Below are 18,494 nucleotides of genomic sequence, written 5' to 3'. Positions count from 1 at the left end.
GACGGTCAGACGGTGGACGGTCAGACGGTGGACGGTCAGACGGTGGACGGTCAGACGGTGGACGGTCAGACGGTGGCGCTTTGCGCAGCGGTCTCGGTAACTTGGTCGGCTTTTCTTGACTCGCCCTCTCGCCCTCTCGCCCTCTCGCCCTCTCGCCCTCTCGCCCTCTCGCCCTCTCGCTACTCCGTCACCGTCTCCGAGACCGTCTTCGACGACATCTTCGCCTGGTCGGGGTTCTGGAGCACGAGGCGGCTGTCGTGGTAGACCGGGAGCAGCGAGACGGCATCGACCTGGGCGCAGTAGGCCACGTCGTCCTCGAAGCCAAGCTCGACGAGGTGCCGGGCGTGGTTGCTGCGGGCGAGCGTCGTGGCGAGGTCGCCCTGGTCCTGGGCGTACTGCGTCAGCGCGATGTGGGCGGCGTCGGAGCGGCCCTGCGGCTCCTGACCGTCCCAGAGCTGGTTCAGGATCAGCCCGGCGCAGAGAATGTCTTCGAGCGCGGCGCGGTCGTCGGAGCCGGCGCAGAGGAGGACCACGTCCTGCCCGGCGGTCCAGGCGAACTCGATCACCTTGCTCGCATTCAGGAAGCAGCCGACCGCGACCTGGGCCGCGCCGCGCGCTTTCGTGACGGCGCGCGTCCCGTTGCTCGTCGTGAAGATGACCGTCTTGCCCTGGACGGCCTCGGGGGTGTACTCCAGCGGCGAGTTGCCGAGCGCGTAGCCGTCGATCTTCGTCCCGCCGCGCTCGCCGCCGAGGAGGCTCGTCGAGGCGTCGGAGTGGGCGCTGATCCGGCTGGCGTCGGCCATGTCCGCGACCGGGATCACGGCGCGCGCGCCGTGGTCGAGCGCGGTCACGACCGTGGAGCTGGCGCGCAGCACGTCGATCACGATCACAGTCTTGCCCTTGAGGTCGTCCTCGGTGGCCGAGTGGGCGGTCAGGTATACTTCGACGTTCATCGTATGACTAAATCCGTGGGGTGAGCCGAATAGTAGCCGGCGCGGGTGCCAGCCGTGCGTCAGCACGCGCGCGGCGCGCGTCAGCTTTTGTGGAACGGAGGCTTCGTGATCGTCGCTGGGAGCACGCGGCCCCGGACGGAGATGCCGACGGTCTGGCCGGGCGTGGTGAAATCGGGGTCGTTCGGGACGTAGCCTAGCCCGATGCCCTGGCCGAGCACCGGCGACTGCGAGCCGCTCGTGACCTCGCCGACGGGTTCGCCGTCCGCGTCGACGATGGGATAGCCCTGGCGCGGGATGCCGCGCCCCTCGATGACGAACCCGACGAGCTTGCGCCGGACGCCTTGCTCTCGCTGGGCCGCCAGCGAGCCGCGCCCGACGAAGTGATCTTTGCCGAGCTTCGTCACCCAGCCGAGCCCGGCTTCGAGCGGCGTCGTCTTCTCGGTCAGTTCGTGCCCGTAGAGGCAGTAGCCCGACTCGAGGCGGAGCGTGTCGCGCGCGCCGAGGCCGGCAGGCTGGAGGCCGTGCCGCGCGCCCGCTTCGAGGAGGGTATTCCAGATGCGCTCGGCGTGCTCGGCCTCGCAGTAGATCTCCAGGCCGGGCTCGCCGGTGTAGCCGGTGTGCGAGAGCGTGACCTTGTCGCAGCCGAGGAAGGCCCCCGGCTCGGGGCGCATAAAGTGGTAGTACTTGATCTCCGCCGCCGGCAGGTCGGTCACCTCGGCGATCACGTCGAACGCCTTTGGCCCCTGGAGCGCGAGCAGCCCCATCATCTCCGAGACGTCGTCCACGGCGCAGTCGTAGCCCCTGCCCGCGTGGACGGACCGCATGTGCGCCACATCCTTGTCGATGTTCGAGGCGTTGATGACAAGCAGGTACGCCTCCTCGCCGTAGCGGTAGACGAGCAGGTCGTCGACCGCCCCGCCGTTGTCGTTGCACATCACGGTGTACATCGCCCGCCCGTCGTAGAGCGCCGCGGCGTCGTTCGTGACGAGGTGCTGCACGAAGTCGAACGCCTGCGGCCCCTGGACCATGACCTCGCCCATGTGCGACACGTCGAACAGGCCCGCCGCCTCGCGCACGGCCCGGTGCTCGTCGAGGATGCCCGCGTACTGGACCGGCATCTCGAACCCGCCGAAGGGCATCATCCGCGCGCCGAGCGCGCAGTGGGTTTCGTAGAGCGGGGTGCGTTGCAGCGTGGGTACCGAGGACTCCATGCGGGCGGGCGTGGGGTGGCGGAGAGCGAGGTGCTGAGCAAGGTACTATCTCCCGTGCCGGCTGTGCAATCGGAGACGCCGAGCGCAGAGGTGGCTCGGCGTGGGGTCAGATGACAAGCAGAGGAAGTGGATGCCCCGGAGTCAGCAGCCTGCCGTCGTAGCCCTCCCGGCTCTGTACCACACATCTCAGGTTGTTTACGCGCTGCGGCGGCTCTCCTATCCCCTCTCGGGAAACGTCCGGGCGTAGCGGTCGGCCCCGTCGCGGATCACGTCGAGCGCGGCGGCCCGGTCCATGAACTCCTTCGTCGTCACCATCTTGTTCTCGAGCGTCTTGTAGTCCTGGAAGAACCGGTCGATCTGGTGCCGCTGGTGGTCGGCGAGGTCGGCGAGGTCGGTGTAGTGGGCGTAGCCGGGGTCCCCGGAGCAGACGGCGAGGATCTTCTCGTCCTCTCCCGCCTCGTCAACCATCGGGAGCGCGCCGATGGCGCGCGCCGTGAGAATACTGAACGGATCGACCGGCTGGTCCATCAGCACAAGCACGTCGAGCGCATCGCCGTCGCCGCCGAGGGTGCGGGGGATAAAGCCGTAGTTGGCCGGGTAGTAGACGGCGCTGTAGAGCACGCGGTCGACGCGCAGCATCCCGCTCTCCTTGTCGAGTTCGTACTTCACCGTCCCACCCTTTGGGACCTCGATGACAACGTTGATCTCTTCGGTGATGGTGCCGAGCGGGAGGTCGTGCCAGGGATGCATGGGAGCCGGTAGACAGTGGGCGGAGGACAGTGGACGGCGCAGGGGCCCTCGCCGTTCCAGGCGGCGGCCCTTGCCGTTCCGGGCAGCGGCCGGTGGCGGCAGTGCAGCCCGTCGAGTACCTTCCGCCACGCCGAACCCCGACTGCCCATGCGACTCGCTCTCCTTCTCGTCTTCCTCACTGCACCTGCCCTCGCGCAGCCGACGGCCTACGTCGGCGCGACGGTCTATCCGGTCTCCGGCCCGCCCATCGAAAACGGCATGCTCGTCGTCGAGGACGGGCGGATCGTCGAGGTCGGGCCGGTCCGCACGAACCTCGCGCCGGGGACGCAGCAGGTAGACGTCTCGGGCAAGGTCATCATGCCGGGCCTCGTCGACACCCACTCGCACGTCGGCGAGGGCGACGGCGGCGACCGCTCGGCGGCGCTCCACCCGGCCGTCCGCATCCTCGACGCCATCGACCCGTCGAGCGACAGCTTCTGGCGCGCCCGCGCCGGCGGCATCACGACGATGAACATCATGCCCGGCTCGGGCCACCTGATGAGCGGGCAGACGGTCTACCTCAAGCCCCGGCGCGTCCTCACGGTCGACGAGATGCTGTTCTGCGACGACCTGCGGACCGGCATCTGCGGCGGGATGAAGATGGCGAATGGCACCAACTCGATCCGCGAGAGCGGCCCGTTCCCCGGCACGCGCGCCAAGAGCGCCGCGCTCGTCCGCACCCACTTCCTCAAAGCGCAGCAGTACCGCGAGAAAAGAGAAGCCGACGCCGACCACCCGATGGACCTCGAAATGGAAGCCCTCCTCGAAGTCCTCGACGGGCGGCGGATCGTCCACTTCCACACCCACCGCTCGCACGACATCCTGACGGCGCTCCGCCTCGGCGACGAGTTCGGGTTCACCCCAGTCCTTCACCACATCTCCGAAGGCTGGAAGGTGGCCGACGAAATCGCCGCCGCCGGGGCCCCGGCCTCCATCATCGTCCTCGACTCGCCGGGCGGCAAGATCGAGGCCGACGAGCTGTACTTCGTCACGGGTGGCGTACTCGAAGCGGCGGGCGCCGACGTGGCCTACCACACCGACGATCTCATCACCGACAGCCGCCTCTTCCTCCGCTCGGCCGCCTTCGGCGTGCGCGCCGGGATGAGCCGCGAGGCCGCCCTCGCCTCCGTCAAGCTCGCCGGGGCGCGGATGCTTGGCCTCGACGACCGCCTCGGCTCGCTGGAGGCGGGCAAGGACGCCGACTTTATCGTCCTCTCCGGCGACCCGCTCTCGACCTACACCCACGTCGAGCAGACCTACCTCGACGGCAAGAAGGTCTTCGACCGCGCCAACCCCGAGGACCGCGCCTACGCCGTCGGCGGCTACGAGGTCTACCACACCGGCGCTGCCCACCTGCACGAGCACTAAGCGTCCTCATCCAACCAAGCCTGTCATTGCGAGGAGCCGAAGGCGACGTGGCAATCTCCCAACCTGGCTTCATCCCTCTGGAGATTGCTTCGCTACGCTCGCAATGACAACTTTGAATCCTGAGGTGACCCTCAAGCAAATCGCTTTCCTCGCGTTTCTACTCCTCACTGGCTGTAACGACCTACCGAGCAGTGAGCAAGTAGAACGTGATGCCAGAGCCTACGCCCTCTGCGCAGTTGGCCAACCCGAATACAGCGTGCGAGGTCTCTACTCTACAGACGACCCGAGCCGACCGCACTACAGCGTTCATCTCTATGCCCTGGAAGGTGACACAACGCATCTCATGTTCACATACGCGAAGTCAAGTTCTGATGGCTGGTTGCTTCAGAACGTCAGCGATTGACATCTTCCCATTACCGCTCCCAATAGATCATGCGCCTCATCTTACTGCTCCTGCTCATCCCCACCGCCCACGCCCAACTCGCCGTGCGGGGCGACCTCGTCTACACGATGGAGGGCAACCCGATCCAGAACGGGGTCGTGCTCACGAGCGCGGACGGGCAGATCGAGGCCGTCGGTCCGGCGGCGGCGATTGTGCTTCCTGATGGGTACCGCGTGCTCGATGCGGCAGTCGTGACGCCGGGGTTTGTGGACGCGCGGGCGACGGTCGGGCTGTCGGGGATTCTCAACCAGGAGGGCGACCAGGACCACCTCGACACGTCCGCCCCGATCCAGCCCGAGCTCCGCGCCATCGACGCCTACGACCCGACTGAGGCGCTCGTGGACTGGGTGCTCTCGTTCGGGGTGACGACGGTCCACGCCGGGCCGTCGCCGGGCGCGCCGGTGGCCGGGCAGACGGCGATCTTCAAGACGGCGGCCGAGACCGTCGCCGAGGGTCTGGTCGAGGAAGCGCCGATGGTGGTCTTCGTCCTCGGCTCCGGCATCCGGCGCAACTTCGACACGCCGGGGACGCGCTCGAAGGAGATCGCCATGCTGCGCGAGGCGCTGCTGGACGCGCAGCGCTACGCCGAGGGGATGGCCGACGAGGACGAGGCCAAGCGCCCGAGCCGCGACCTCCGCAACGAGGCCCTCGCGCGCGTCCTCTCCGGCGAGGTCGCCGCGCTCGTCACCGCCCACCGCGCCCACGACATCCTCACCGCCCTCCGCCTCGCCGACGAGTTCGGCCTGCGCCTCGTCCTCGACGGCGGGGCCGAGGCCTACCGCGTCGCCGACCACCTGAGCGACCGGCAGATCCCCGTCATCCTCCACCCGACGATGATCCGCCCCTACGGCGACGCCAAAAACGCGAGCTTCGAGACGGCCAAGACGCTCCGCGACCGAGGCATCCCGGTGGCGATCCAGAGCGGGTACGAGGCTTACGTTCCCAAGACCCGCGTCGTGCTTTTCGAGGCGGCGGTTGCCGCGGCCCACGGCCTCGGCACCGAAGGCGCGCTCGAGACGATCACCCTCGCGCCAGCCCGCATCCTCGGCATCGACGACCGCGTCGGCTCGCTCGCCGAGGGCAAGGACGCCGACCTCGTCCTCTTCGACGGCGACCCGTTCGAGTACACCTCGCACGTCTGCACCGTCATTGCCAGCGGCGAGGTCGTCGTAGACGAATGCCGATGAGTGACTCCAGAGCCGGGATCGTCTTCTACCGCGTCGCCATGCTGTGCGGCATTCTGCCCATGACGGTAGGCGTGGCTGTCTATCTCCTCTATGAGATTACCCGGTGGGACAGTCTGCCCCTCATCGGTATGTTTACCATCCGTGGAGGGCTCGTATCTGTCGCGATAGGGTTCGTATGCGTCATCGCTTATGCTTTTAAGCGGCATGCTGTGGGACAGCTCTGGGGGCCTAGGGTAGGCAAAGCTGTTAGTGTCATGGTGCTCAATATTCCTGTCTGCCTCATCGTGATAATACTCGGCATCAACAGCATGACCCGGTTTACTGTCGTTTTGGAGAATGAGGGTCAGGAAACCATAACCCGTTTCGAGATCGAAGGCCCCGGAGTAGAAAAGACAATCGAAGATGTAGCTCCGGGGAAGTCCAAGTCTGCCCGTATGCATTTCAACAACGAAGGCACGCTCGTATACAGGGCAGAGGTGAGAGGCGAACTCATGGAAGGGACTATCGAGGGGTACGTGACTGGTGCAGATGGCGGCAAATCAATAGTCACCTTTTCAGACACTGCCTTCAGCGCACAGCGAACGGAGTGGTAGCTCACAGCCCGATACATGTCCTCATCGCTACAGCCGGGTCGCGTGGGGACATACCGCTCTACTTCATGAGGCGTGGGTCAATCGGGACGGGCTCCGGGGCGCCGATCTCGACGCGGCCGAAGTCCGGGTGAGCCGGGTTGAGAACGTAGTTGTAGGCGTGCGGGACGATGACACTCGGCACGCGGAAGACGGCGGACCGAGCTTCGGCCACCCACGCGTCGCCGAGGAGTTGCGCGGCGCGAGCGGGCGGCGTGGCCTGCCAGTCGGCGGGCAGGTCGTCCTCACTGAGCACCTCGACCGACCCGTCCGGGATACCGAGTTGGAAGCCAACGCGACCGCGCAGGCCGTGATACGAGGGCAGGTGGACGGCGACTTCGAGGAGCGCGAGGGCGAGCGAGTCGGCCGCGTAGACGACGGCGGTGCCGCGGCTGTTGAAGCGTCCGCCCGAGCGCCGCGCTCCCTCGCCGTCGAAGGCAGAGCGAGCGTAGGCTTCCTTCACGACGCGCCACGCAACAGTCATCAGGCTAGCACGCCGTAGTCGATGCGGTCGAGCAAGGCTTCAACCTCGCGGGAACCGGGTTCGGTGCGGGCAAAGGCCAGCGGGGTGCGGTCACCGAGGGCCCACTGTGGGAGCCGGAACCAGCGCCGGGCGTCGTCTTCGCTCTCGAATACCTCGACGGCGCGCTCGTAGAGCCGGGCGAGCCGGTAGAGCCGGTCCGACTCGGCAGCCCCGAGGCGCCCTTCCTTGCGGCGCCGGGCGAGTGTGCGGGATGAGGTGCCGAGGGCTTCGGCGGTCTCTTCCGGCGAGAGGTCGAGCCGCTGGCGAAGCCGGTCGAGCGCGGCGGCGGAGAAGCCCTGCCGGACGCGGCTGCTGGCCTCGGCAGCGGAACGGGCGCGGAGGCCGAGCGACCAGCCGTAGGGGGCAGAACTTTTCATGTCAGATGGCACGTCAGATACGCCATATGGCTAGGTACAATGGTAGAGTGCTAGAGGTTCCACTTCGCTCTCCCAGCCCTTGCTCTGTCCCCTGACTCCTCCCATTCCCGAAATCCCGTCTGTATATTCCGCTATGGCTTCCCCGCCGCCTCCCGCCCACCGGATCGACCGACCCCTGTGAGCCGATCCTCGACTCGCCCCAAGCCCAAAAAGCGCCGCTCCACCAAGCAGCGCGACGCCGGCCTCGTCTCCGCGCAGCGCAAGAAAGAGGTCTTCGGCCTCGTGCTGATGGCGCTCGCGCTCCTCGTCACGCTCGCGCTCGTCACCTACAGCCCGGCCGACGACGCGCTCGCCGACGCCTTCTCCTGGCGCGACGCGCTCCGCCCCGGCGGGGCCTCGACCGACAACGCGCTCGGCCTCATCGGGGCGGCGCTGTCGCACGCCCTCGTCCCCCACTTTCTGGGCTACCCGGTCGTGCTCCTCGCCCTTCTCCTCGGGGCGTGGGGCTACGTCTTCTTCCGCCAGCGCACAACGGTCTTCCTGCCGATCCTGAGCCTCCTCGCACTCGTCGTCACGTTCCTCGCCTCGACGCTCTTCGGGTGGTTCGCCGACGGTCCGGGCACGACGCTCGCGCTCTGGAGCGGCGAGGTCGGCCTCGGCGTGGCGGGTTGGATGACCCAGCTCGTCGGCGCGACGGGCTCGCTGATCCTCCTCATCGTCGCGGCGATCGTCGCGCTCCTGCTCATCATCGACCGCGACATCCAGATCACGCTCGACCGGGCCGAGGCGTCGGTGACCTCGCTGCGGAGCAGCGCGAAGCAGAAGTGGGGCGATGCCCGCGACGCCAGTGCCCGCCGGAAAAAGGCGCGCCAGGCTCACACAGCCGAACGGCGGTCGGCGCGCGAGGCGAAGGTGAAGGAGCGGAAGAGCGGACGTGCGGAAGAGCGGAAGAGAGCGGAACGGGAGAAGAGAGAGGAGAAAGAGAAGAGGGAAAGGAAGGCACCGGTGCCGACGCCGCCGGTGGTCGAAGCGCCGACGCCGGCGGAGCCGCCCACGCCCGAGCCGAAGCCCCACCCCGCAACGCCCGCCACTCGGCCCGCAGCTCCGAAACTCGAACCCACGCTGCGGGTGCAGGGGCCGGTCGAGGAGGCCGAGGGCGACCTCGGCGCGCTGCACCAGCAGCCGACTGCGGCGACCCTCCCCTACGATTTCCCGCCCATCGACCTGCTCGACGAGCCCGACGCCTCGGCCGGCGTTGACTACGACGAGATCGAGGAGAACAAGCAGGTGCTCCTCGACAAGCTGGAGACCTACAAGGTCGAGATCACCGAGATTAACGCGGTCGTCGGGCCGACCGTGACGCGCTACGAGTTGACGCCCGCGCCGGGCGTGCGGATCAGCCGCATCACTGCGCTCGAAGACGACCTCGCGATGGCGATGGCCGCACCCGGCATCCGCATCCTCGCCCCGATCCCCGGCAAGTCGGCGATCGGGGTCGAGATCCCGAACCGGCAGCGCGAGCTCGTGCGCCTCCGCAGCGTCCTCGGGACGGCCCGCTTCACCGACGCCAAGATGGACCTCCCCGTTGCGCTCGGCAAGAACATCCAGGGCGAGGTCAGCATCGAGGACCTCGCCCGGATGCCGCACCTGCTGATCGCAGGCGCAACCGGCGCGGGCAAGTCGGTCGGGCTGAACGGCCTCGTAGTCGGACTGCTCTACGCCTGCCACCCGGCCGACCTCAAGTTCGTCATGATCGACCCGAAGAAGATCGAGCTCGGGCCGTACCAGGTACTTCTCGACCACTTCCTTGCCCTGCCCGAAGGGGCCGAGGACCCAATCATCACCGACTTCACCCAAGCGGCCGGCGTGCTCAAGTCGTGCGAGCGCGAGATGGAGGACCGCTACGACCTCCTCGCCGAAGCGGGCGTGCGCGGAATCAAGGAGTACAACGCCAAAGTCCGCGCGGGCGAGCTCAGCCCCGAGGATGACCACCGGCACCTCCCCTACATCGTCGTCATCATCGACGAACTCGCCGACCTCATGATGACGAGCGGCAAGGAGGTGGAGCCGCCGATTGCGCGCCTCGCGCAGATGGCCCGCGCCGTCGGCATCCACCTCGTCCTGGCCACGCAGCGCCCGAGCGTCGACGTCATCACGGGGCTCATCAAGGCTAACTTCCCGAGCCGGATGGCCTTCCAGACCTCGTCCAAGATCGACAGCCGGACGATCCTCGACACCGGCGGCGCGCAGCAGTTGGTCGGCAACGGCGACCTCCTCTACATGAACGGCAGCCGGATGACCCGCCTTCAGGGACCGTTCGTCTCGAACGCCGAGATCGAGCAGGTCGTGACCCACATCGGCGGGCAGAAGGGCGCGGGGCCCTACCTCCTCCCGCCGCTCGAAACCGAAGAGAGCACCGACGTCTTCGGCCCGACGAGCGAGGAGGACCGCGACGACCTGTTCGAGGACGCCGCGAGGGTGATCGTTCGCAGCCAGCAGGGTTCGGTATCGCTCCTGCAGCGGAAGCTCTCAGTCGGCTACACGCGGGCGGCGCGCATCGTGGACCAGCTAGAGGACGCCGGGATCGTCGGCCCGTTCGAGGGGTCGAAGGCGCGCGACGTGCTCGTCGGCGACCTGGAGTCGCTGGAGATGCTGCTCCACGGCGAGGAAGAGGTGGAGGATGGCGAGTAGCGAGCAGCAGACATTGTCCTCTGTCCACCGTCCTCTGTCCACCGGCCCTACCCTCGGCATCCTGGGCGGCGGGCAGCTCGGGCGGATGACGGCGCTCGCGGCGATCCCGATGGGCGTCAGCGTCCGGTTTCTCGTCCCGAAACCCGCTCCGCCGGTCGAAGGACTCGGCGAGGTGACAGTCGCTGACTGGACCGACCCCGAAGTGCTGCGCGCATGGTCGAAAGGATGCCATGCAATAACGGTAGAAAGCGAGTGGGCACCGGCGGATATCCTCGCCGAAGCCGCCCCCGACGCCGCCCTCTGGCCGCGCCCCGAGACGCTCCGCCTCATCCGCCACAAAGGCCGCCAGAGCCAGACCCTGGCCGGCGATGGCCTTCCTCTCCCCGACTTCAAGCTCTGCTCGAACCTCGACGAGGCGCTCGCGGCGGCCGAAGGTTTTGGCTATCCCGTCCTGCTCAAGCAGTACACCCACTCGTACGACGGCTACGGCAACGCGACCGCTCGCACCCCGGACGACCTCCGCGCCGCGTGGCCCAACCTCGCCGCCGAGGACGGCCTCCTCGTCGAAGCGTTCGTCGCGTTTAAGCAGGAACTGACCGTCCTCATCGCCCGGCATCCCGACGGCTCGCACGTCACCTACCCCGTCGCCTACACCGAGCAGCGCGACCACCGCTGCCACGCCGTCGTCGTCCCGGCGGACATCCCCGACGCCACAGCCGAGAAAGCATGGCGTGTCGGTCTTGCAGCGGTCGAAGCCGTCGGCGGGGTCGGGATCACGGCGGTTGAGTTGTTCGAGACCGAGGACGGGCAGATTCTCGTCAACGAACTCGCGCCGCGCCCGCACAACACGGGGCACTACTCGATCGAAGCCTGTCACACCTCGCAGTTCGAGAATCACGCCCGCGCCGTCCTCGGCTGGCCGCTCGGCTCGCCCGACCTCCGCGTGCCGGTCGCGGTGATGGTCAACGTCCTCGGCGCGCGCGACGGCGTGACGACGTCGGAGATTACGGACGCCCTCGCCGTCCCCGGCGTCGGTCTCCACCTCTACGGTAAGGCCGACGTGCGCCCGAAGCGCAAGATGGGCCACGTCACCGCGACGGGCACCGATCCCGCCGAGACCCGCGCCCGCGCCGAACGGGCTGCCAGATTGATTCGTTTATAGCAACCGTAGGGGTTTGATTAATCAAACCCCTACCTCATCTCAGATTATATGCCAGACCCCCTCGTCGGCATCGCGATGGGCAGCGAGTCCGACCTCCCGACCATGCAGGCCGCCGCCGACATGCTGGAAACGTTCGGCGTCCCGTTCGAGATGCGCGTCCTCTCGGCGCACCGGACGCCGGACCGGATGACGGCCTACGCGAAGTCCGCTCGCGAGCGCGGGCTGAAGGTCCTCATCGGCGGTGCGGGCGGGGCGGCCCACTTGCCGGGGATGCTCGCCGCGAGCACGGCGCTACCCGTCATCGGCGTGCCGGTCAAGTCGTCGGCGCTGAGCGGCCTCGACTCACTCCTCTCGATTGTCCAGATGCCGGGCGGCGTACCCGTCGCGACGGTCGCCATCGGACAGGCGAAGAACGCAGGGCTCCTCGCCGTGCAAATTCTCGCCCTCGCCGACGAGGCGCTCGCCCAGAAGCTCGCCGACTTCCGAGCGGCCGAGATCGAGCGCGTCGAGGTGATGGACGAGCGCGTGCGGGGAAGTATATAGTCCGATGCGGCTCGTCACGGTAGCGACCTACCCGCTCGCGCACCAGGCCCACCTCGCCCGTGCCCTGCTCGAAGACGCAGGCGTCGTCTGCTTCGTGGCGAACGCGTACGGCAACCTCTTCCCCGCCGACGGCGGCATCCGGGTCCAAGTCCCGGCCGACGCTGCGGACGAGGCGCTGTCCATTCTGCGCCAAGCCGGCGAGTTGCCCGGCGGCGAGGAGGCCACCTGAGGACGACTATTCAGAGGTAAGGGCCGCCCTCCTGCTGGAGGACGGCCCGTCGCCCGTCGCGGGCAGTGTTCTGAGCTACCTGGCGACCGTCACGCGCTGCGTGTGCACCTGTCCTGCTGCCGAGAGCCGAACCACGTACGTGCCACTCGGCAACGTACCCGCGTCGAAGGACGCCGTGTGGGTGCCCGCCTCGCGCCACCCTTCGGCCAGCCACGCTACCTCGCGCCCGAGCACGTCGTACACCGCGAGGCGAACGGGACCGGCCTCGAGGAGCGAGAAGCGGAGGCTACCCTGGCCGCCCACCGGGTTCGGGTAGACCGCCTCCAGCACGGCCGCTTCCGACGCTCTGGCTTGGGACACAGTAGCCTCGACCGATGCTCCGTCGGCTGCGGTCTCTGTGAGACTTCCCTCCAGCGTCTGCCAATCGTCCAGACTCGTGTCGCCCGTCACGCGGGCGTTGAAGTTCGTGTAGGTCACAGTGGACTCGTCGAGCAAGGCTCCGGTCGAGAAGTCGCCCACGCGCAGCCGGAGCCGGTAGACTCCGAAAGGTGCCCCTGCGGGTACCTGCTCGGTGAACGAAATCGGCCCCACGGACTGCCCCGGCGCGAACGTCAGTGGGACCGGCCCCTGGAGCGGACCCAGCGTGTTTCCGTTGGGAAGCACCGCGTCGACCCACGCCTGGAAGGTCTGCGTCTCCGGCGAGGGGTTCGTGAGGGCGACGGTGTACTGGATCGTCCCTCCGTCCGGCGGAATCGAGCCGCTGCCGACCCGTTCCAGCGTCGCGTCGATGCCGGGCACGCAGTCCCCGCCGCTCGTCGTCGTGCGCAGCAGCAGCCCGTCGTCGCCGGCGACGACGTACTCGGCGTTGCTCGCCATCTCGGCAGCGTGGAGGTCGGTCGGGACCCCGGTCGTCAGGCGGCACCACAGCACACCGCCGTCGGTGGACTTGAGGGCGACCCCGTCGTCGCCGACAGCGAGCAGGAAATCCGCATTCTGCTTGCTTCTAGAGACATCGCGGAGCGTGTGCGCCGTCCCGCTCAGGCGCGGCGTCCACACCGCACCGTCGGTCGAGGTGAGGATGGTTCCGGCCTCACCGACGGCGATGACGGAGACGCCTGACCCGAACCGGACAGCGTGCAAGTCGCGCGTCGTGCCCGAGGCGACGGGCGTCCACACGGCACCGCCGTCCGAGCCTTTGAGGATCGTGCCTGCGTCGCCGACCACCCAGCCGTCGCCGAACGTGCCGCCGACACCTGCCCGCAGCGGCACGCTCCCGGTGTAGTTCAGCGTCCAGTCCTCGCCGAGGTTCTCGGACTTCCAGATGCTGCCGCCGCTGCCGGCGGCCAGGGCCTGGGTGCTGCTCCGGGTGAAGAGGTAGAACGTCTCGCCGCTCGGGATGTCGCGGACGAACCAGTTTCCGACGTTGTCGCTGACGCGGACAGCGCCGGCCGCGCCGCCGACCCAAGTCTGGTTGAACGCGGGCTGGATGACGGAGTGCAGATCGGCCGACGTGCCAACGCTGACTGGCGTCCACACCGTGCGGTCGGGGTTCGACTGCGCCACGAAGCCGCCATCGCCGACGACGTATTTCTGGCTGAAGCTGGTGTTTTCGATGGCGCGGAGCGTGCCCGAAGTCCCCAGGGGAATGGCGGTCCAGTCTTGGGCAGAGGCCGGGAGGGCGACTAGGAGAAGGAGGAGAGCAAAGCGGTTCATAGCGGTAGAGGGTTGATGGAGGATCTACACCCCCCTATCGCTTTTTTTGTCCGGATCCCCTCACGCCTGCCAGAAAAAATTCAGGGCCGTCCTCCGCCAGGAGAACAGCCCCGGTCCAACGTGCCGCGCCACCGGTCACTCTAGGTAGAGATCGCGGGTGCGCTCGGTGGTCTCGCCGGTGAGGGTGTCGCGGACGCGGAGGGCGAGCGTGTAGAGCCCCGGCTCCTGGTCGCTCGCGTCGAGGATGGCGTAGGTCGCGTCGTCCGGCCCGGTGCTTCCGGCCTCGAACTCGACCGAGACGCCACCGTCGTCGCCGCCGAAGAGGTTCTTGGCGAGGCGGACGAGGCCGCGCGAGGTGTCCTGCGGCTTGAGCACCACCTCGACGCTGTACTGGTTCTGCCCGGCGTCGTTCTGGTCGAGGTTGTAGGTCTCGAAGTAGACGTAGACCGGCTGGCGGCGGTTGTAGACGCTCCACGGCGCGGGCTGGAGCACGAAGTCGCCGCGGCGGACGCGCCCGCCGCTGACGCCGTCCTCGCCAGGTCCGAAGTCTTCTTCCACCTGGTAGGCGAGCATCAGGTCGCTGAGCGCGAGGCCACCCGAGAAGTCGGGCACCGTCACCTCGCGGCGCTGCGCGGCCTCGGTCCCGCCGCCGGCCGTCTCAAACTCGACCGAGACCGTCGCCTCGCCCGGCTGCGCCTCCATCGCCTGGGTGTCGGTCCAGATCGTCGTCTCCTCGAAGGACGCGACCTGGCTCGTCTTGAGCCCGTAGAGCGTCCGCCGGCGCTCGACCTCGATGTCCCGGTTGCCGCCGATCAGGAACGTGCCGGTCCGGACGGTGAGGCCCACGAGGTCGCCGCTCAGGTCCGCGCCGTCGCTGAGTGGGATGCCGTAGCTGACGAAGAGGTCGGCGGTCCCGCCCTCGCCCTTGAAGGCGCTCACGAGGTACGGGATGCGGACGGCGCGGCCCGGCGGCTCGTACTCGTAGCGCTCGGGCTGCTCGCGGAACGTCTGGCGCGCGACGAGTTCGTAGTCAATCTTCTCGATGAACCCGGCCGAGACGTCGCCGAAGTAGTCCGCCGGCGGCGAGTAGAGGCGGTACTCGCCGTTGCGCAGCGGGTCCTCGAAGACGAACTGGAAGGCCCCGTAGTCCCAGACGTTGAAGAGGTTCGACTGGTCGGCGATGTCGAAGCGCTCGCCGAAGCGGCGCCCGGACTCGAGCTCGGCCGCGCCGACGTTGAGGCCGAAGCCGGTGATGACCTCGCCGAAGCTGCCGACGATCGTCACGTCGGACGGCGGCGGGCCGTAGCGGACGAGGATGCGGCCGCGCTGCGTGTCCCACCCCCGCAGGTCGACGTCCTCGGCGGCGTAGAGCAGGTCGGCGTAGACGAGGCGGGCGTAGTGCTCCAGCTTGCGCTCGTTGTAGGGCGTGAGGTAGCGCGGGTCCTGGCTCGTCCAGAAGCGCGAGGCGAAGCCGACGGGGTCGGCGCGGTAGCGGGCCTGGTCCTCGTCGGAAAGGATCAGCCCGAGATCGTTGAAGGCCGCCCGCTCCTCTTCGCTCATCCGCTCGAACGCCTCCTCGAAGCTCTTGGCCGCGGCGTCGGTGCGCCCGACGCGGTGGTTGGCGAGGCCGAGGTAGGTCCACATTTCCGGGTCCTCGGGGAAGAAGACGAACATCCGCTCCAGCGGCGTGAGGGCTTCGTCGTAGGACTCGTTGAGCGCGTGGAGACGCATCAGGTGGTCGTAGACCGGGCGGCGGCGGGGGTCATACTGGAGCGCCTTTTCGAGGTGACCGATGGCCGAGTCATAGGCCTTGTCGGCGCGGCTGCTGAGGTCGAGCACGCCCGCCCCCTGCGCCTTCAGCGTGGCGATGTCGAACGGGTTGGTGACGTCGATCCCCTCGGCAGCGACGAAGTCGGCAGCGCGAGGACGAGCAACGTTCGATTCCGGGTCCTGGAAAAGCTGGGTCGGGTCCGTCGGGTTCTCCTCTGCAAGCGTAGTCCGCCCGAGTTCTTCGGTCTCGTCGGGGTCATACTCGAGGCGGTTGATGGCGAGCGTCGGGAACGAAACCGCGTTGCGGTAGAGCCAGAAGTCGCGGATGTAGGTCGCGCCGAGTTCCTCGTGGGCAAAGGCGTTCGTCGAGTCGACGGCCAGGATCTGCTGGGCGAGCGTGCGGCGCTTCTCCTGCTGGACGAACTCGGCGACGTTGCTCCACGACGGCAGCCTGAGCTGCTGCAGCTCGGCCACCATGAACTCGACGTTGTTCGGGTCGAGCTGGCGCGCCTCCTTGATGTAGCGCCCGGCCTCGCCCTTGTCGAAGAGCGGCGTCTCGTAGTAGACCCGCGAGAGCATGTAGTGCGCCTCGGCGTTGGTGGCGTCGGCGACCAGGGCGCGCTCGAAGGAGGCTTTGGCGAGGTCGTACTGCTCGTCCCGGAAGGCTTCGATGCCCGCTTCGAGGGCCTCCTGCGAGGCCGGCATCGACGCGTCTTGGGCAGCCACCGGCGAGGCCCAGAGCGAGCAGGCAGTCAGTAGGGCAACGAGGCGGAACGAGTGCGTGGTCATGGGAGGATTCGTTTGGGAGGCGGCGCGTGCCGGGGCTACGCGTGCCGGTCTGCCAGGTTCGTCATTCGGGCGGGACGTCATTCGATAAACAGCGCGGTCGTACGCTCTATTGCACGCCCGGAGGCGAGGTCGCGCAGGCGGAGCGTGAGGATGTACGGACCGGGCGCTTGCCTCCGCGCGTCGAGCACGACGTACTCGCCGAAGCTCCGGTCCGGGCTGGAGCCCTCGAACTCGACCGCCACGCCGCGCCCGCGCTCGCCGAGGAGCCGACGGGCGAGGCGGACGAGCCCCATCGCCGTGTCTTCGGGCCGGAGCGTGACCTCGACGGCGTACTGGCCCCCGCCGTCCTCGGCCGGGGTGAGATCGTACCCCTCGAAGTAGAGGTACACTGGCTGCCCGGCCGCGAACGTAGCCCCCGGCGCAGGCGTGATCTGGAACCCGCGGCGCAGCACCTCAGCCCGGCCCGCGTCCTCCTCAACGACCGTCGCCGGCAGCAGGTCGCTGAGACCGAAGCCACTCGCGTACGCCGGCACGTCGAGCGCGGCGCGCTCGAACCCGACGGCACCCGCCGTCTCGAACTCGACGGCTAGCTCGTACGCTCCCGGTGCGGCGCTCAGCTCGAGCGTCCCGATCTCCGGGTGGCGCGTCCCGCCGGTCGTTCGCTGCTCGGCGCGGATGCCGCCGTCGGCGTCCAGCAGGAAGGCCCCGGCACGCAGGTCCTCGCGCCCGGACGGCGTGCGGTAGGAGACGACGACATCAGTTGCACCGCCTTCGCCTCGGAACGTCGCAGCGGCAAACGGAAACCGGACGCGGTCCGGCGGTGCGTAGTCGAAGCGCTCGGGCATGCGGTTCATTAGGCTCCGCGCCCGCGTCGCCTCGTCCTCGCCAGCGGCCGAACTCCAGAAGGCGTAGTCGCCGTCGCGGAAGGCATCCTCGAAAAGCAGTGTGAAGCCCGGATAGGCCCAGCGGTTGTAGCGGCTGAAGTCTTTGCCGACGATGTCGTTGGTGAGCCATGTCGCCTCGGCGCGCGGGAGGCCGTAGCGGACGGCGACCTCGCCTTTGGTGGACGCCCAGCCCCGGCGGTCGCGGCGCGGGTCGGCGAAGAGGAGATCCGCTGCGGCGAGGCGGGCGACGTGTTCGAGGCGGCGCTCGTTCTCGGTCGTCAGCAGGCGCGGGTCGCGGCGCTGCCAGAAGCGCTCGGTGAACGCTGCCGAGTCGGCGGCGAACGCGGCCTCGTCGTCCGCACCTACGAAGCGGGCGACGCTCTCGAGCGCCAGGCGCTGCGCCTCCGGCATTCCGCCAAGCGCGGCGTCGACGGCCCGGCTGGCCGCTCCGGTCTCGCCGGCGCGGTGGAGGGCGAGGCCGAGGAACAGGTTGGCGTCAGGATCGGCGGGGCGAGCCGCCTTCATCCGGCGGGCGGCGGCGAGGAGGGCGGCGTCGTCGCGGGCCGTGAGCGCGGTGCGGAGCGCGAGGCGGTGGGCCGACGCGCGGCGCGGCTCAGCAGCTAGCGTCTGCTCGATGTGGCTACCCGTGCGGCGGAGGGCACGGTTGGCTGCCCCGCTCATGCCTCGCTCGGCGGTGCGGTCCCACCCGCCCTGCCGGGCGGCGAGGCTGCGCCGCCAGTCGAACTCCAGGAAATACCCAAGCGCCTGCTCCTCGTGGGCCAGGGCACTCGCGGCATCGAGCGCGAGGATCCGGCGGGCGAGTGCGGCGCGGCGCCCGTCGGTCATGCTGAAGGCCCGTTCCTCGCTCAGTTCACGCTGAAACTGCCGGAGCCGGGTTTCGAGGTAGGGCACGTTGTCCGGCTCGATCTCGACGGCCCGCGTCCCGTGACGCCGAGCGCGGCGCTCGTCGCGCAGCGGCCCGGGTGCTCCGTAGGCGAGCGCCAGCAGGTGATGGGCTTCGGCGCTCCGCCGGTCGCGCTCCAGGGCGCGCTCGGCGAGGGCGACAGCGTCTGTGAGGTGCCCCTGCGCGTAGGCTGCGCGCGCCGCTGCCAGCGGCTCGGCGGTCGCCTGCCCGTGCGGCTGCGCGGCAGCAGCCGGGCTGAGCAGGAAGGCGACGAGGACGAGAGCGCGGAGCATGCGACGAGGCTGGGGACCGGGAGAGGATATGATCCCA

At 68.6% G+C, this 18,494-nt stretch carries 15 protein-coding genes; 7 read left to right on the top strand and 8 right to left on the bottom strand.

Annotation, left to right across the window (positions count from 1 at the left end; translation table 11 throughout):
• Positions 1 to 179: 179 nt before the first annotated feature.
• The 3 genes from AAGI91_04045 to AAGI91_04035 all read right to left on the bottom strand — a co-directional run bounded on the left by AAGI91_04045 (position 180) and on the right by AAGI91_04035 (position 2,914).
• Positions 180 to 953, bottom strand: coding sequence for a 2-phosphosulfolactate phosphatase (locus AAGI91_04045; GenBank protein MEM1041781.1), 774 nt, complete (start codon positions 951 to 953; stop codon positions 180 to 182).
• Positions 954 to 1,033: 80 nt separating this feature from the next.
• On the bottom strand, positions 1,034 to 2,164 hold the full coding sequence (gcvT, locus tag AAGI91_04040) for a glycine cleavage system aminomethyltransferase GcvT (protein ID MEM1041780.1): 1,131 nt from the start codon (positions 2,162 to 2,164) through the stop codon (positions 1,034 to 1,036).
• Between the two features lie 216 nt (positions 2,165 to 2,380).
• The gene (locus AAGI91_04035; protein MEM1041779.1) at positions 2,381 to 2,914 is read right to left on the bottom strand and encodes an inorganic diphosphatase; all 534 of its coding nucleotides are present in this window, start codon (positions 2,912 to 2,914) and stop codon (positions 2,381 to 2,383) included.
• Positions 2,915 to 3,061: 147 nt separating this feature from the next.
• Between AAGI91_04035 and AAGI91_04030 the strand changes: the two genes are divergently transcribed.
• The 3 genes from AAGI91_04030 to AAGI91_04020 all read left to right on the top strand — a co-directional run bounded on the left by AAGI91_04030 (position 3,062) and on the right by AAGI91_04020 (position 6,543).
• Entirely contained in the window at positions 3,062 to 4,321 is a 1,260-nt protein-coding gene (locus tag AAGI91_04030; GenBank protein MEM1041778.1) for an amidohydrolase family protein, read from the top strand.
• A gap of 432 nt (positions 4,322 to 4,753) precedes the next feature.
• On the top strand, positions 4,754 to 5,950 hold the full coding sequence (locus AAGI91_04025) for an amidohydrolase family protein (GenBank protein ID MEM1041777.1): 1,197 nt from the start codon (positions 4,754 to 4,756) through the stop codon (positions 5,948 to 5,950).
• Positions 5,947 to 6,543: a hypothetical protein gene (locus AAGI91_04020; protein MEM1041776.1), complete on the top strand. Its 597-nt coding sequence runs from the start codon at positions 5,947 to 5,949 to the stop codon at positions 6,541 to 6,543. Before AAGI91_04025 ends, AAGI91_04020 begins: the two co-directional genes overlap by 4 nt.
• 58 nt (positions 6,544 to 6,601) lie before the next feature.
• On the opposite strand, the gene AAGI91_04015 is transcribed toward AAGI91_04020, so the two are convergent.
• Entirely contained in the window at positions 6,602 to 7,063 is a 462-nt protein-coding gene (locus AAGI91_04015) for an RES family NAD+ phosphorylase (GenBank protein MEM1041775.1), read from the bottom strand.
• Positions 7,063 to 7,479, bottom strand: a complete 417-nt coding sequence (locus AAGI91_04010) for an antitoxin Xre/MbcA/ParS toxin-binding domain-containing protein (GenBank protein ID MEM1041774.1) — start codon at positions 7,477 to 7,479, stop codon at positions 7,063 to 7,065. The genes AAGI91_04015 and AAGI91_04010 overlap by 1 nt, the downstream gene beginning before the upstream one ends.
• A gap of 177 nt (positions 7,480 to 7,656) precedes the next feature.
• On the opposite strand from AAGI91_04010, the gene AAGI91_04005 reads away from it, so the two are divergent.
• Genes AAGI91_04005 through AAGI91_03990 form a run of 4 tightly spaced genes read left to right on the top strand, consistent with a single transcriptional unit; the run spans position 7,657 to position 12,104 of the window.
• Positions 7,657 to 10,170: a DNA translocase FtsK 4TM domain-containing protein gene (locus AAGI91_04005; protein MEM1041773.1), complete on the top strand. Its 2,514-nt coding sequence runs from the start codon at positions 7,657 to 7,659 to the stop codon at positions 10,168 to 10,170.
• A gap of 13 nt (positions 10,171 to 10,183) precedes the next feature.
• On the top strand, positions 10,184 to 11,332 hold the full coding sequence (locus AAGI91_04000) for a 5-(carboxyamino)imidazole ribonucleotide synthase (GenBank protein MEM1041772.1): 1,149 nt from the start codon (positions 10,184 to 10,186) through the stop codon (positions 11,330 to 11,332).
• 48 nt (positions 11,333 to 11,380) lie between these two features.
• Positions 11,381 to 11,875 (top strand): 5-(carboxyamino)imidazole ribonucleotide mutase, encoded by a 495-nt coding sequence (gene purE, locus AAGI91_03995; GenBank protein ID MEM1041771.1) that lies wholly within the window; start codon positions 11,381 to 11,383, stop codon positions 11,873 to 11,875.
• A 4-nt stretch (positions 11,876 to 11,879) separates the two neighbouring features.
• Positions 11,880 to 12,104: a DUF2007 domain-containing protein gene (locus AAGI91_03990; GenBank protein MEM1041770.1), complete on the top strand. Its 225-nt coding sequence runs from the start codon at positions 11,880 to 11,882 to the stop codon at positions 12,102 to 12,104.
• A gap of 75 nt (positions 12,105 to 12,179) precedes the next feature.
• Here AAGI91_03990 and AAGI91_03985 read toward each other — a convergent pair whose 3' ends face one another.
• From AAGI91_03985 to AAGI91_03975, 3 genes are all read right to left on the bottom strand, one after another.
• Positions 12,180 to 13,817: a T9SS type A sorting domain-containing protein gene (locus AAGI91_03985; GenBank protein MEM1041769.1), complete on the bottom strand. Its 1,638-nt coding sequence runs from the start codon at positions 13,815 to 13,817 to the stop codon at positions 12,180 to 12,182.
• A 135-nt stretch (positions 13,818 to 13,952) separates the two neighbouring features.
• On the bottom strand, positions 13,953 to 16,376 hold the full coding sequence (locus AAGI91_03980; GenBank protein MEM1041768.1) for a GWxTD domain-containing protein: 2,424 nt from the start codon (positions 16,374 to 16,376) through the stop codon (positions 13,953 to 13,955).
• A 77-nt stretch (positions 16,377 to 16,453) separates the two neighbouring features.
• Entirely contained in the window at positions 16,454 to 18,457 is a 2,004-nt protein-coding gene (locus AAGI91_03975) for a GWxTD domain-containing protein (GenBank protein ID MEM1041767.1), read from the bottom strand.
• Between the last annotated feature and the right edge of the window lie 37 nt (positions 18,458 to 18,494).

It is taken from the genome of Bacteroidota bacterium, from assembly GCA_038746285.1.
GTDB lineage: Bacteria > Bacteroidota > Rhodothermia > Rhodothermales > JANQRZ01 > JANQRZ01.
The sequence above is the reverse complement of the archived record's forward strand: the minus strand, read 5'-3'. Positions and strand labels throughout refer to the sequence as shown.

What these genes read in the sequence shown, in the direction of transcription:
- AAGI91_04045 (MEM1041781.1), bottom strand. Translation starts at nt 953, where the DNA reads ATGAACGTCGAAGTATACCTGACCGCCCACTCGGCCACCGAGGACGAC.
- gcvT (MEM1041780.1), bottom strand. Translation starts at nt 2,164, where the DNA reads ATGGAGTCCTCGGTACCCACGCTGCAACGCACCCCGCTCTACGAAACC.
- AAGI91_04035 (MEM1041779.1), bottom strand. Translation starts at nt 2,914, where the DNA reads ATGCATCCCTGGCACGACCTCCCGCTCGGCACCATCACCGAAGAGATC.
- AAGI91_04030 (MEM1041778.1), top strand. Translation starts at nt 3,062, where the DNA reads ATGCGACTCGCTCTCCTTCTCGTCTTCCTCACTGCACCTGCCCTCGCG.
- AAGI91_04025 (MEM1041777.1), top strand. Translation starts at nt 4,754, where the DNA reads ATGCGCCTCATCTTACTGCTCCTGCTCATCCCCACCGCCCACGCCCAA.
- AAGI91_04020 (MEM1041776.1), top strand. Translation starts at nt 5,947, where the DNA reads ATGAGTGACTCCAGAGCCGGGATCGTCTTCTACCGCGTCGCCATGCTG.
- AAGI91_04015 (MEM1041775.1), bottom strand. Translation starts at nt 7,063, where the DNA reads ATGACTGTTGCGTGGCGCGTCGTGAAGGAAGCCTACGCTCGCTCTGCC.
- AAGI91_04010 (MEM1041774.1), bottom strand. Translation starts at nt 7,479, where the DNA reads ATGAAAAGTTCTGCCCCCTACGGCTGGTCGCTCGGCCTCCGCGCCCGT.
- purE (MEM1041771.1), top strand. Translation starts at nt 11,381, where the DNA reads ATGCCAGACCCCCTCGTCGGCATCGCGATGGGCAGCGAGTCCGACCTC.
- AAGI91_03990 (MEM1041770.1), top strand. Translation starts at nt 11,880, where the DNA reads ATGCGGCTCGTCACGGTAGCGACCTACCCGCTCGCGCACCAGGCCCAC.
- AAGI91_03985 (MEM1041769.1), bottom strand. Translation starts at nt 13,817, where the DNA reads ATGAACCGCTTTGCTCTCCTCCTTCTCCTAGTCGCCCTCCCGGCCTCT.
- AAGI91_03980 (MEM1041768.1), bottom strand. Translation starts at nt 16,376, where the DNA reads ATGACCACGCACTCGTTCCGCCTCGTTGCCCTACTGACTGCCTGCTCG.
- AAGI91_03975 (MEM1041767.1), bottom strand. Translation starts at nt 18,457, where the DNA reads ATGCTCCGCGCTCTCGTCCTCGTCGCCTTCCTGCTCAGCCCGGCTGCT.